The organism is Dyella halodurans (assembly GCF_026283925.1).
Taxonomy (GTDB): domain Bacteria; phylum Pseudomonadota; class Gammaproteobacteria; order Xanthomonadales; family Rhodanobacteraceae; genus Dyella; species Dyella halodurans.
The window spans coordinates 131099-144197 of sequence record NZ_JAPDPF010000004.1 but is presented as its reverse complement, the minus strand read 5'-3'; the positions used below and the strand labels follow the sequence as shown (position 1 = coordinate 144197).

At 64.4% G+C, this 13099-nt stretch carries 12 protein-coding genes; 4 read left to right on the top strand and 8 right to left on the bottom strand.

Going from position 1 to position 13099, the window contains the following annotated elements; all coding sequences use genetic code 11:
* Positions 1-36 precede the first annotated feature (36 nt).
* Both OUZ49_RS09785 and OUZ49_RS09780 read right to left on the bottom strand, forming a co-directional pair.
* Positions 37-1965, bottom strand: a complete 1929-nt coding sequence (locus tag OUZ49_RS09785; protein WP_266150193.1) for a CocE/NonD family hydrolase — start codon at positions 1963-1965, stop codon at positions 37-39.
* Positions 1966-2106: 141 nt separating this feature from the next.
* Positions 2107-2418 carry a putative quinol monooxygenase gene (locus tag OUZ49_RS09780; protein ID WP_266150192.1) on the bottom strand — a complete coding sequence of 104 codons (312 nt, stop codon included), beginning with the start codon at positions 2416-2418 and terminating at the stop codon, positions 2107-2109.
* A 132-nt stretch (positions 2419-2550) separates the two neighbouring features.
* Between OUZ49_RS09780 and OUZ49_RS09775 the strand changes: the two genes are divergently transcribed.
* Positions 2551-2907, top strand: a complete 357-nt coding sequence (locus tag OUZ49_RS09775) for a winged helix-turn-helix transcriptional regulator (RefSeq protein ID WP_266150191.1) — start codon at positions 2551-2553, stop codon at positions 2905-2907.
* Between the two features lie 71 nt (positions 2908-2978).
* Here the strand turns inward: OUZ49_RS09775 and OUZ49_RS09770 are convergent, their stop codons facing one another.
* The 3 genes from OUZ49_RS09770 to OUZ49_RS09760 form a co-directional block, all read right to left on the bottom strand.
* Positions 2979-3407, bottom strand: a complete 429-nt coding sequence (locus OUZ49_RS09770; protein ID WP_266150190.1) for a VOC family protein — start codon at positions 3405-3407, stop codon at positions 2979-2981.
* A gap of 473 nt (positions 3408-3880) precedes the next feature.
* Positions 3881-4696, bottom strand: a complete 816-nt coding sequence (locus OUZ49_RS09765; RefSeq protein WP_266150189.1) for a helix-turn-helix domain-containing protein — start codon at positions 4694-4696, stop codon at positions 3881-3883.
* A gap of 49 nt (positions 4697-4745) precedes the next feature.
* On the bottom strand, positions 4746-7181 hold the full coding sequence (locus tag OUZ49_RS09760) for a DUF3772 domain-containing protein (protein WP_266150188.1): 2436 nt from the start codon (positions 7179-7181) through the stop codon (positions 4746-4748).
* Positions 7182-7277: 96 nt separating this feature from the next.
* Here OUZ49_RS09760 and nfi point away from each other — a divergent pair, with 96 nt between their 5' ends.
* Positions 7278-7964, top strand: a complete 687-nt coding sequence (gene nfi, locus OUZ49_RS09755; RefSeq protein WP_266150187.1) for a deoxyribonuclease V — start codon at positions 7278-7280, stop codon at positions 7962-7964.
* Positions 7965-7984: 20 nt separating this feature from the next.
* Here nfi and OUZ49_RS09750 read toward each other — a convergent pair whose 3' ends face one another.
* Entirely contained in the window at positions 7985-8632 is a 648-nt protein-coding gene (locus OUZ49_RS09750; protein WP_266150186.1) for a PadR family transcriptional regulator, read from the bottom strand.
* Positions 8633-8807: 175 nt separating this feature from the next.
* On the opposite strand from OUZ49_RS09750, the gene OUZ49_RS09745 reads away from it, so the two are divergent.
* On the top strand, positions 8808-10664 hold the full coding sequence (locus OUZ49_RS09745) for an ABC transporter ATP-binding protein (RefSeq protein ID WP_266150428.1): 1857 nt from the start codon (positions 8808-8810) through the stop codon (positions 10662-10664).
* Between the two features lie 91 nt (positions 10665-10755).
* Positions 10756-11307, top strand: a complete 552-nt coding sequence (locus OUZ49_RS09740) for a DUF6496 domain-containing protein (protein ID WP_266150185.1) — start codon at positions 10756-10758, stop codon at positions 11305-11307.
* Here the strand turns inward: OUZ49_RS09740 and OUZ49_RS09735 are convergent, their stop codons facing one another.
* The gene (locus OUZ49_RS09735) at positions 11308-11928 is read right to left on the bottom strand and encodes a cytochrome b (protein WP_266150184.1); all 621 of its coding nucleotides are present in this window, start codon (positions 11926-11928) and stop codon (positions 11308-11310) included. It abuts the gene before it with no gap.
* Positions 11928-13016, bottom strand: a complete 1089-nt coding sequence (locus OUZ49_RS09730; protein WP_266150183.1) for a catalase family peroxidase — start codon at positions 13014-13016, stop codon at positions 11928-11930. The genes OUZ49_RS09735 and OUZ49_RS09730 overlap by 1 nt, the downstream gene beginning before the upstream one ends.
* Between the last annotated feature and the right edge of the window lie 83 nt (positions 13017-13099).

Genomic DNA, 13099 nt, shown 5'->3' with positions numbered 1-13099 from the left:
GCCGGCCCGTCGCGCGTATCGCGCGCTGCTGTCTGTTTAGCTGTTCGGTACCACCGGCAGGCTGATGAAGCTGGCGTTGCCCGGCGTGTGCCACACGCGCTGGGTGGCCTTCTGATAATCCGTGGGCTTGGCCTGGAAGATGTTCGGCACGAAGGTCTGCGGATTGCGGTCGTACAACGGGAACAGACTGGACTGCACCTGCACCATGATGCGGTGGCCCGGCTGGAACACGTGGTTGGTGGTCGGCAGGCCGAACGTGTACAGCAGCGGCTGGTCCGGCGTGATCGCCTGCGGGTGCTCGAAGCTGGTGCGGTAGCGGCCACGGAAGATATCCATCGACACCGCCAGTTCGTAGCCGCCCATTTCCGGCTTCGACGGTACCGTGTCCGGATACACGTCGATCAGCTTCACCACCCAGTCGCTGTCGCTGCCGCTGGTGGAGGCATACAGGTTCACCTGCGGCGCGCCGCCGATATGCATCGGCGCGGTCAGCGGCTCGCTGACAAAGGTGATCACGTCAGGACGGCCATCGACGAAACGCTGGTCGTTGACCAGCCAGCGCGTCCACGCATCGTGATCGGCGAAGTGCACCGGGCGCAGCTGGTACGGCACCGGCTTGGCCGGATCGGAGACGTACTCCTCGTACTTGGCTGCATCGCTGCCGGGCGCGGTGAAGGACAAGGTGCCGCCGGCGCCCAGGTACAGCGACTTCGGCTTGTTCGGGCAGCCCTTGTCGCAGCTGAGCGGCCAGGACTTGTAGCGATCCCAGCGGTTTTCGCCGGTGTTGTAGATCAGCACCGGCGGCGTGTTCGCCTTCGGCGCACCGTCGACCAGGTACTGGTCGAAGAACGGCTTGAGTACATCGCGCCGGAACTGCAGAGAGGTATCGCCTTCCCACTGCAGCGGGCCCAGCGCGGTGCCGTCGTAGTTCACCTGGCTGTGGCGCCACGGGCCCATCACCAGGAAGTTCTTGTCGTTGTTCTTGTCCTTGGACTCGGTCGCCTCGTAGCTGTGGATGGCGCCCCACATGTCCTCCTGGTCCCACAGGCCTTGCAGCCACATGGTGGGAACGGTCAGCGGCTGCTCGGCCATGATCTTGTCCAGCGCCTGATTCTGCCAGAACGCATCGTAGGCCGGGTGCTCGTCGAGCTTGCGCCAGAACGGCAGCTGCTCGAAACCGTGGGCGCGCGCATAGTCGCCCGCCGAGCCGGCTGCGAGGAAGTTGCTGTAGTCGTCGTAGCCTGCGCGCGGCACGCTGTCGCCCTTGCCCTTCTGCTTCGTCTGGCCGTAGATGTAGTCAAAGTTGGTCTGGCGATAGGCGCCGTAATGGAACCAGTCGTCACCCATCCAGCCGTCCACCATCGGGCTTTCTGGCGCGGCCACCTTCAGCGCGGGATGCGGGTGGATCAAGGCCATCACGACGGTAAAGCCCTCGTAGGAGGAGCCCAGCATGCCGACCTTGCCATTCGATTCGGGCAGGTTCTTCACCAGCCAGTCGATGGTGTCGTAGGCGTCGGTGGAGTGGTCGACCTCGCTGGAGTTCAACGGACCGCGCAACGGGCGCGTCATCACGTAGTCGCCTTCGGAACCGTACTTGCCGCGCACATCCTGGAACACGCGGATATAGCCGCCGCGCACGAACACTTCATCGCCCTGCGGCAGCTCGGCGTTCATATGCGGCGACTCGAGGCGCGCGGCGCGGCCGTCGGCGTTGTAGGGCGTGCGCGTCAGCAGGATGGGGGCGTTCCTGGCGCCCTTGGGGATCACGATGACGGTATGCAGCTTCACGCCATCGCGCATCGGGATCATCACTTCGCGCTTGACGTAGTCGAAGCCCGCCGTCGAGGCGGCAAACGTACCCTGCGGAATATCCGGCGTCAGCGGTGCGGTCTGGGCCAGGGCGAGGCCGGCCGCGAGGGCGGTGGCCAAGGCAGTGACGGCGAGCAGGGTACGGCGAATGCGCATGAAACCTCCGGACGGGCTGGTCGTTGCCACGACCGGCCCGGGCTGGTTGGAAAATGACCGTGGTGTTGCAGCCGTCGACTTTAAGTGACCGGTCGCAGGACTCCCAGCATGACTTCCTGCATAGACGCCGGTTGGGGCCGGTCAGTCGGCGCGGCCACCCGTGACTGCGGTGGGTTCGTAGTGGCGCATTTCCTCGATCCGGGGGACGTAGGCGCGGATGGCCGCAAGAAAGGGGGCGAAATGCTCGCCGCGGCGAAAGCCCTGGAGATGGTCTTGCGCGGACGTCCAACGAATGCGCAACACGTAGACGCCCGGCTCCTCCGCACAGCGCTCCAGGGCGTAGCCCAGGCAATACGGGCTGGCCGCCAGGCTGGCGGCGGCACGTGCATAATCAGCCTCGAACGCCCCGCTGTCGGCTGCAGGCAATTTGTAACGAATGTATTCGACGATCATGTCCTGCTCCATGGAACGGAGTTGGGGGAGGCGGCCCGATCATGGCGCAACAGTCGATCGCGCGATACGCACCGGGCGGTAACCCGCAAGACTTGAGGATTAGCTGGACGGACTCTGGAGAGGAGCCACCTTATGTCCCAGATGGAAACCACGTTCTATAGCTGCCCCGTCGAACTGGCCCTGCAGGCCATCATGGGCAAATGGAAGCCTGCCATCCTGTGGCAGCTTGCCTCCGGCGCGAAACGTTTCAGCGAATTGCAGGCGGCCTTGCCAGGCATCGCGCATAAAGTGCTGAGCCAGCAACTCACGCGCCTGCAGCGCGACGGCATGGTGATGCGCAACCATACCGGCAGCGATTTTCCACCCGGTTACACGCTCACCCTGTTGGGTAGCACGTTGCGCCCGGCGCTCGATGCGCTGGCGGAATGGGGCAAGTTGCACGGCGAGCGAGCCAGCATGACGGCGCAAGAGGCGAGCCGAAGCGCGTGATGCCACGGGCTGGACGGCTCACTCTCGAATAGGCGGGTCGCATACGTGCGTGGCTCGCCGTGCCTGCATCGTCACGCTTCAGCCCACGGGTCGTAACTGCCGAACCACCACAGGTGGCCTTCCGGATCACGGCAGCTATATCCGGCGCCGCCGTAGTCCTTCTCGGCATATTCGTCGATGATCACCGCACCCGCCGCCTTTGCCTGCTCGTAGTGCGCCTTGCAGTCGCGCACGATCACGCAGGGGCATTGCGTCTCGCTGCCGCCTACCTGATCGGGCTGCACGAAATTCCGTCCGAACTCATTCTCGCGCACCGACCCAAGCATCAGCATGCCGGCGCCGTAGACGAGTTGCGCATGCGCCACGCCACCGTCGTCATCGTCGTAGACCGCGTGCTTCTCGAAGCCAAAGGCCTTGCATAGCCAGTCGATGGCGGCATGGGCGTCGCGGTAGCGGAGGCAGGGGATGATGGTACTGCCGTGGCTAGCTTGGGTGGCCATGGTTTGAGCTCCTTGGGGTGGACATGCCTGAGCTTATCCCGATGGATGGGGGTGTCTTGTCGATTTTCTTAGTGGGGCGTCGAGGGTGGCTTGCTTGGGTGCCGGGCGGGGTTCCAGTTGCCCCCTAACTGTTTTCCCTGCAAGCCCACAGTGAGATTGATATCCCCTCACCGTCATCCCCGCGAAAGCGGGACAAGCGCGAAGCGCGCCGAACGCCCGTAGGGCGGCCCCCAAGGGGCGAGCGTAGCGAGTCATCCAGCGCCTTTCGCTTTTGCTCTAGCGCCATCGTAAGCGGACGTCCCAGGTCGCGAGAACACCGGATAAAGAGCAAAGTCACTGGATCCCCGCTTTCGCGGGGATGACGGTGAGGAATAAGTGGGCTTCCGGGTGCGTGTGACGCCGCGCGGGTGATGATCGCCGCAAGGAAGACAGCCTCGCCGCTATCTTGCCGAATACGGCATGCCGAGGTCACCTCACTCCAACGGCACATGGTTCGGATATGGCCCCCGCGCCGCCATGAAGGCCGTCGGCGTCATCCCTGAAAAATCGCGGAACTCGTGCACCAGATGTGCCTGATCACCATAGCCGCCGTCGAGCGCCACGGCAGTCCAGTCCACCGAGGAGCGGCGATACACCGCGTCGATCACGCCGCGAAAGCGCACCAGTCGGGCGTAGCGCTTGGGCCCCATGCCCACCTGTCGGCGAAACAGGCGCCCGAAGCGATAGTCGGAAAGGCCGATGTCGCGAACCAGCGGGCCAATGCGGGCCACTTGCGGTTGACGGGCGATTTCATCGAGGGCATGAAGCACCTCCGGTGCCAGCTGCGGCAGTTTCACGCGTGCCGCCAGCCACTGCTCGAGTATGCCAAGCCGCGACCTGGCGTCAGCCGTGTTGAGCAGGCGCTCGCGTAGCTGGTGCGCACAGCTGCCGAAAATATCCTCGAGGCCGATATCGCGCTCGACCAGGGCGGCATGGTCCTCGCCGGTCAGCGCATGCGCTCCACCGGGGTGAAAAACCACCCCCATCACGTGGACCTGTTCCGCGGTGTCGATGATCTGACTGCGCAGGCAGGGACCGCCGATGACGGCGGCAGGCGCACGCGCGCAGCGACGCTCCGTGTCATCGGAGTACACACGAGTTTCGTTTTCGTGGAGATTGATGATCAGCGCCGCGCCGGGCGTCGGCAGCACGCGCTCGTAGTGATGCGCGGCCGGTGGCATCTCCCAATCCCACAAGCGGGAGATGAGGGCATCGAGTGGCGGCGCGGGTGCGACTACGTGATGTCCCATCGGCAGACTCCTGGCGATAGCCGGAGTTTAGGCCGATGGGCTGGCGCTGTCAGGTCTTGTTGCCGGGTATCACCGTGGTCGGCGGATTAGCCTCCACGGCCTTTTCCTGCGCCATGGTGCGCACCACCATGTCCTGCGGTGTGGTCAACGGCTGATTGGCCTTGTGCAGGCGATCGATGATTTCGAACAGCACGTCGCTCTTCACGTCGCTGGCGTTGCGCGGGCTGCTGACGTAGGCGGTGCAGACAAACATCATCGAACCACCGTCGACGTTGTCCAGCTGCACGCTGGGCGAGGGCGCATTCAGCGTGGCCGGGTGATTGCGCAGGATGTCCAGGATGATCTGTCGCACCTTGGCGGGATCCGAGCTCATCGGCATCGGCAAGCGTATCTGCACCCGGCCGAGGGCATTGGCCAGGGTCACGTTGCGTACATTCTGCGTAATCAGCTGCGAGTTGGGCACGATCATGGTGGAACGATCGGAGAGCTGGATTTCGGTGGCGCGCACATTGATGCGACGGACATCGCCTTCCACGCCGGTGATGCTGATCCAGTCGCCGACCTTGACCGGACGCTCGGCCAGCAGGATCAGGCCGGAGATGAAATTCTGCACGATGGCCTGCAGGCCAAAACCGATACCGACGGACAGGGCGCTGGCCACCCAGGCAATACTCTGCACGTTCACTTGCAGCGCGCCCAGCATCAGCACGAAGACCAGGATGCCGCCGACATAGCCCAGCAACGTGACGATGGACGTCTGCATGCCGACGTCGAGCGAGGTCTTGGGCAGCAGTTGCTTGCTCAGCCAGCGCTTGATGATGCGAACGATGATGGCGCCGGTCAGCAACACCATCAGCGCGTTGAAGATATTGCCGGGATCGATCGGCAGCGAGCCCAGCGTGCGGCCGGCAAACAGGCGCGAGCCACGATCCACCAGGTCGGACACGCCCAAGCTATCCGGCGCGAGTAGGACCGGCAGCGCCAGCAACAGCAGAAACGCCCGGGCCACACCCGACAAGATGGTGGCACTTTGCTCCAATCGTGGCGGGGAAATGCCAAACGTATCCTGCATGCGCGTGCCGCTGCGCGAATCAGGCGCGAGCAGCGTTTCGCATAGATCGTTGATCAGGTGCATCAACAGATAGAGCGCGGCGATGACAAAGCCGGCGCGTATCATCTGGCGCGCCACGAAAAACGCCAGGGCGATATAGCCGAAGGCCACGCTGATGAAGATCAGCAAGGTACCCACGAAGGCTGCCGCCACCAGCAGGCCGACCCACAACGGTCGCTTGGCCGGCATGTCTCCGCCAGCGATCAGGGCACGTCGAGCGCGTCCCATGCGGATCAGCGCGGCGGTGAACAGCACGCCGATGAGGAGGGCGAAGAACGCATTGGAGGCCACCGCCATCGCGACGCTGGCGCCGATATTGTTGTTGATGCGTTCAAACACGAACAGCAGCAGGGTGCTGTAGGCAAGCAGCGTCGGGAAAGGCCACAGGCGGCGGGCCAGATCGTCCGAGACGGGCGGCAAGCGCCACGAGGGGCGCCTTACGCTGAGCAAGGCCCGGCCCAGCCCGGCCAAGGTGGCAGCGAAGAACATCAGGTAGACGGTGGGACGTGCGAGATCGTCCAGGTCCTGGTTGAAGACGCCATTCCAGTTCACCGCCAGATAGACCAGCCACGCGGCAATCCCGTAGGTGAGCGTCGTGCCCAGGGTGATCAGCAGGGCCATGGCGCTGCGGCGAAGATGCCCGGCGGGCAGATGCTTGCTGGCCAGATCGAGGATCTGGTGCTCGAGCAGGCGTCGGCCGGCCGCCAACAGCAGCACGGCAGCCAACAGGCAGAGCATGAACGGGGTGCGGTTGGACGGCTGCCAGGCTTGCGCAAACGCGCCGATCAAAGTCGTGCCGAGTGCCGCCAAATTGGCGCGATCATCGGCCAGGTTCTCACCCAGTTGGGACCAGAACGCCATGCTCAGCGGCGAGGCCGTGCGCTGGCTGATCTGCGCCTGGAACAGGTCGCGGCGCAGTGCCGCGATCTGGTTGATCAGCTGCTGGCTTTCCAGGCTAAGGGACTTTGCGCGGGTGATCTGGCCGACCAGGTCAGCCTTGTCCTTGTTGAGTTGCTTGCGCTGGCTGGCGACTTCGGGTGTTTCAGCCGGCTCACCTTTCTCCGGTGGCTTGCCCAGCACGTCGAGCTTGGCCTGAAGCGTGTCCCGCTGAGGAGTAAGGCTGGCCGTCAGCTGGTCCGCCTGCTGCTGGATCGCTGAAGCCTTGGTACGGGCATCGGTCAGCAGGCTGTCCGTTACCTTGGTGCGGTCAGTCAGGCCCTGCTTGATCTGGTCAAGCTGGGTGCTGAGCTGATCGGGATTGACCGCCGCGGCCTGCGGGATCTGGGCGGTATTCTGGGCGTCCTGGGCCCATGCGGGGGCGACGCCACCGGTGGCGAGGAGCAGGACCAGCAGGAAGCGAAGCAGGATAGGCATGCCGGCATGATCCCGGCGCGCCAAGGATGGGTCAATGCGTGAACATGAATGGATGCCTTGACGACAGCTTCGGCGTCCCTTATTCACGTTATCGCCATGAAGCACGCCTTACCGACCGACGCCGTACCCGCCTGGGACGGAAGCGTGGCCAAGGCCCGCGCTTTGCAGACCGAGCTCGCCGCGAAGCTGCGACTCGTCGACGATCGTCCGCCGTTACGACTCATCGCCGGTGTCGATGTCGGCTTCGAGGAAGAGGGCGCAGTGACACGCGCCGCTGCCGTACTGCTCGATGCAGTGACCCTGGCGCCTTTGGCGGAAGTGATTGCACGGCTGCCCACGCGCATGCCGTATATCCCGGGCCTGCTTTCGTTCCGCGAGCTACCCGCCTTGTTGGAGGCCCTGGAACAACTGCCCGCAACCCCCGACCTGGTCTTCGTCGACGGCCAAGGCATCGCGCATCCACGTCGTCTTGGCATCGCCTCACATCTGGGCGTGGTGACGGATTTGCCGACCATCGGCGTGGCAAAGTCGATCCTGGTCGGTGTCCATCAGGACGTCGGCATGCTGCGGGGCGACCGCGTACCGCTGCACTACCAGGACGAGGTCATCGGCTGCGTACTTCGTAGCAAGGACAAGGTACGGCCGCTGATTATCTCGCCTGGGCACCGGGTAAGCATGCAGGCCGCGCCGGAGCTGGTGCTGGCGTGCTGTACGAAGTATCGATTGCCGGAGCCGACACGTCTGGCCGACCGCCTGGCTTCGCGGCGAGATCGCCGCCGCTAGTCGGCGGCGGCCGGTGCGGCTCAGGCATCCTTGTTGCCTTGTGCGATGTCGTCGGCGGCTTTTCGGATGATGCCCAGCACGCGCTTCACTTCGGCGGCATTCCAGGGTCCGCCATGCATGAACAGCGCACGCTTTAGGCTATGCATCGCTTCGCGCAAGGCCATGGGCGCTGCGGCCCGCGCGAACATCTGCGCCGTATGTTGCATGCGCGACATCACTGCATCGACGGCCTCCTTGTTGGCGGCGAGGAAGGCCTTGCCCTCGTCGGTCACGGCGTAAAGCTTCTTGCCGTCGGCGCTTTCCACGCTGGCATGGCCCATTTCCTCGAGCAGGGTGAGCGTGGGGTAGACCGCGCCCGGGCTGGGTGCGTAGGCGCCGTCGAACATCTCCTCGATGGTGCGGATCAGTTCGTAGCCGTGGCGAGGCTGCTCGGCGATCAGCGCCAGCAGGATCAGCTTGAGGTCGCCGTGGCCGAACACGCGGCCGCCGCGGAAACGACCACCCATGCCGTCGCGGCCGCCCGGGCCCTCGTCGTCGCCGAAGCCGCGGCCGAAGCCACGGCCGAAGCCGCGCCCGCGGCCGATGCCCATGGCCTCGCGGGCCCAGGCGTCGCAAGCTGGGTGATGGTGGTGGGGGTGATGACGATCAAACAGATGACGAAATCGCATGGGATGACTCCGATATGTCTTAAGTAACAGTCTTAAGTAACGGTCTTAAGATATATCGTAAGATTTCCCAAATGCAAGGCCAGTCAGTGCCTTGTTCAGTTTTTGCTTGAAACGGCGACGCCGCGCCTTCACGCAGTAGCTATTCCCCATACGCATTCCAAGGACGATCCCCATGCTGTTCCGTTGGTTCGAATCGCTGATCGACGCCTTCAAGGAGCCCGTCGACGGCATGCCGCCCGCATCGGTGTGGCGCTTCTACGTGTTCTACTTGCGTCAGGTCTGGCCGGTGTTCGCCGCCGCGCTGGTGGTGGGCTTTGGCGTGGCCATCGTCGAGGTGTCGCTGTTCGGCTTCATCGGCAGCATCGTCGACATGGCCAAGGGGGCGCCGACGGCCGACTTCTTCCAGCAGCATGGTCGCGAGCTGCTGTGGATGGGCTTCGTGGCCCTGCTCGCGCGGCCGGTGCTGATTGGGCTGCACGACCTGCTGGTGAACCAGGCCATCGTGCCCAACCTCACCAACCGCATCCGCTGGCAGAACCACCGCTACGTGATCCGCCAGAGCCTGGGTTTTTTCCAGAACGACTACGCCGGCCGCATCGCCAATCGCATCATGCAGACTTCGGGTGCACTGCGCGAATCGGCCGTGCAGATCGTCGATGCCATCTGGTACGTGGCCATCTATACCGGCAGCGCCATCGTGATGTTCGCCAAGGCGGACTTCTGGCTGGCCGCGCCACTGGTGGTGTGGTTGCTGGCCTATGTGCTGACGCTCGCTTACTTCGTGCCGCGCACCAAGGAACGTTCGTGGCGGCAGTCCGAGGCGCGCTCGCGCCTGATGGGTCGTATCGTCGACGGTTACAGCAATATCCTCACGCTGAAGCTGTTTGCGCATACCCAGCGCGAGGAGGCTTACGTGGCCGATGCGATGGGCGAACAGATCAAGCGCATGCGTTCGATGACGCGTCTCACCACGGCGATGGACGCCTCCATCACCATCATCAACGGATTCCTCATCGTCGGCACCTCGGCGCTGGCGATCTGGCTGTGGAGCCAGGGCAAGGTCACCGTGGGCGCGATTGCGCTGTCCACCGGCCTGGTCATCCGCATCAACAACATGTCCGGCTGGATCATGTGGGTGGTCAACGGCATCTTCGAGAACGTGGGCACGGTGCAGGACGGCATCGAGACCATCTCCAGGCCGCGTGCGGTGCAGGACCAGGACGGCGCCATGCCGCTGGAGGTGACCGCGGGCGCCGCGCGCTTCGAGGACATCCACTTCCATTACGGCAAGAAGGGCGGCGTGATCGCCGGGCTGAACCTGTCGGTGCGCGGCGGCGAGAAGATCGGCGTCATCGGCCCGTCTGGCGCCGGCAAGTCCACCTTGGTGAACGTGCTGTTGCGGCTGTACGACCTGGAAGGCGGGCGCATCCTCATCGACGGCCAGGACATCGCGAAGGTCACCCAGGAAAGCCTGCGCGCGCAGATCGGCGTGGTGACCCAGGACACCTCCTTGCTGCATCGCTCGGTGCGCGACAACCTGCTGTACGGCCGCCCCGACGCGACCGAGGCGCAGATGATCGAGGCGGTGCGCAAGGCGCGCGCCGACGAATTCATTCCGCAACTGGTGGATGGCGAGGGTCGCAGCGGTTACGACGCGCATGTGGGCGAGCGCGGCGTCAAGCTTAGCGGCGGCCAGCGCCAGCGTGTCGCGATTGCCCGCGTATTGCTGAAGGACGCCCCGATCCTGATCCTCGATGAGGCGACCTCGGCGCTGGATTCCGAGGCCGAAGCAGCCATCCAGGAAAGTCTCGACCTGCTGATGCGCGGCAAGACCGTGATCGCGATCGCCCATCGTCTGTCCACCATCGCACGCATGGACCGCCTGGTGGTGATGGACAAGGGCCAAATCGTGGAAACCGGCTCGCACGCGGAGCTGATCGCGCGTGGCGGCCTGTATGCGCGACTGTGGCAGCGGCAGACCGGCGGCTTCGTCGCGGCGGAAGATCCGGCTGAGGACAGTGCCATCGCGTGAAGCGCATTGCGGCATCTTGAGCTTTCCTTGCCCCACACTTCACGGCAGAAGCTGCAGCATGGCTACCTCTTCCCGTCTTCGGAGCAGCGTGATGCCCAGTGAAAAAGCCCTGGCTCGTGCGCGCAAGGACGAGCGTGAAGGCAAGTCGGCCAGTACCCAGGCCGGTGAGTTCGTGCGCGAGGAAATCGAGCATATTCGCCAAGGCAAGCATGGCGCGCGCTCGGCCAGGCAAGCCATAGCCATCGGTTTGTCCGAGGCGCGTCGTGCCGGCATCGATGTGCCGGCCAAGAAGGCGGCAGGCAAGAAGAGCGCGCGCAAGAAACCCGTGGCCAAGAAGGCCGCGGCGAAGAAGACGGCGAAGCAAACCTCGCGTACACGCAGCCGCGCGTCCACGAATGCGTTGAAGCGTGAGGGGAGCGCTGCCGCCTCGACGACGGCGTTGTCGCGGCAGGCCCGTAAAGCGGCTTCGGCGCGTACGGCGGCAGAGCGTTCCGCCTCAGTCAAAAAGGCCGCGCGCACGAGGAAGGCAGCAGGATCCAAGGCGGCCGCAAAGAAAGCCTCGGGTGCCAGGGGCGCCACCGGGCGTTCGGCAGGCGCGACCCGGGCCGCGCGCACGCGTGCCATGCGTGCGCGCGAACGCTGATCAGCCGGCGTTATCGGACGGAGGCAGGACCTCCGGTGCCGGTGGCTCGATATGCTCCAGCGGCTTTTCCGCAATCTCGACGGGAGCAGGGAAGCCGGTCGTCATGCTGGGATACACGTCATCGCGCCGAATCAGGGCGTGATAGAGCGCAGCCCCCATATGCCCAAGAATGGTGAGGAAGAACAGGTAGGCGAGGTATTGGTGCGCCTCGCGCAACCAGGCGAATAGCACCGGGCTCGCGGGGAGTATCGCCGGCAGTCGCCACGAGCTGCTAAGCATCACCGGATAGCCGCCGGCCGACAGCATCGCCCAGCCGATCAGCGGCATGGCCAGCATCAAGGCATACAGCAGCCAGTGCGATGCGTGGGCGGCAAACTTCATCAAGGCAGGCATGTCCGCAGGCAGCGCCGGTGGCTGGAATCGCAGGCGCACCATGATGCGCAACACGACCAGCAGCAGGATGGTGATGCCGAGTGGCTTGTGGATGGCGAGCAGCCACTGATGCTTCGACGATACCGTCGAGACCATGCCCACGCCGATGAACAACATCGTCAGCACCAGCACGGCCATGGTCCAGTGCAGCAGGCGCGCCAGCGGATGGAAAGCCCTGGGTGCAGTCATCACTTGGTCTCCGGCTTGGGCGTATCGGCATGGGCTACGCCGGGGAGTCGCGCTTCTTCGCGGGTGCGACGCAGATAGGAATCCGCGTAGGCCGCCGAGCGTGCCGGCAGCAAGGGGTCATCGGAGATGACGATGCCTGCGGGGAGGATGGTGGGATCGAAGTTGATGTCGCGGCAGGGGGCGTTGTCCTGCGCTTGTTCGCTTTCGATGACCAGGGTGCCGGCATCGATGGTCGTGCGGTCGGCAGGCCACATCTTGGTGGCATCGTTGGTCGGATCGCCGGGCGCGGCCAGCGTCACCAGCAAGTGCCAACGTTGCGGTGTGGTCGCGAGGCGTTGCCGCAAGTCCTGCGAAAGATAGTCGTTGTCGTCGGCCTTCGGACCTGCACCGGCTTCGTCCTTGGCCTCCGGCTCGAAGCGCCAGCGCACCGCGTGTTGTTGCCCGTGGGTGTCGACGAAATAGAACGCGTTGAGGGCGTCGTAGCGATCGGTCGCAAAGCTTGCCGAAGGCTTGTTGGTCTTGGCCCAGCCGAGAAATGCTGCAGTTTCAGGATGGGAAGCAAAGAAGGCGCCAGCGCGTGCGGGGTCGGGTTTGCCGGTAGCCGGATCAGGGCGAGTCGCCACGGTCAGCTGGTTGAATGCTGCGGGAGTCGAAACGATGAACACGGGTGTGTTGATCATGGCCGTGCGCCATTGTTGGCCGTTGGGCAGGTTGAAGCGAAGCCCCAGAGCGCGAACCGGCGTGCCGCCGTCCGGCGCATAAGGGTTACCGCCGGGTATCGAAAAGCGGCCTATCACTGGCGTTCTGGCCTTCTCGAAGACGGACGCCGTGGAATAGGCAGACGCCGCTCCGTTGCCTTCGAAATAGCCGGCGACGCAGACGCCCTTGGCATGATTGCGGCGGAATCCGGGATACAGGCCGCTGTTGGTCTGCAGGTCGCTGACCATGCGCTGCGGTGTCAGTCGCTGCGGCGTGAGCCAGCCGGCGACGTAGGCAAACGCTAGAGCCAGGACCGTGACGGCAATGGCGATCACGGTCCAGCGCAAGAACGGGTGCGGCGGCGGTGACGTGTCGGACGAATCAGGCATGAGGCACTCCCGGCCAGGTAGTCGTAGGGGTGAACACCAGACTTCGTTTGCTCGGACGCAACAGTTACATCGATACGAACCCG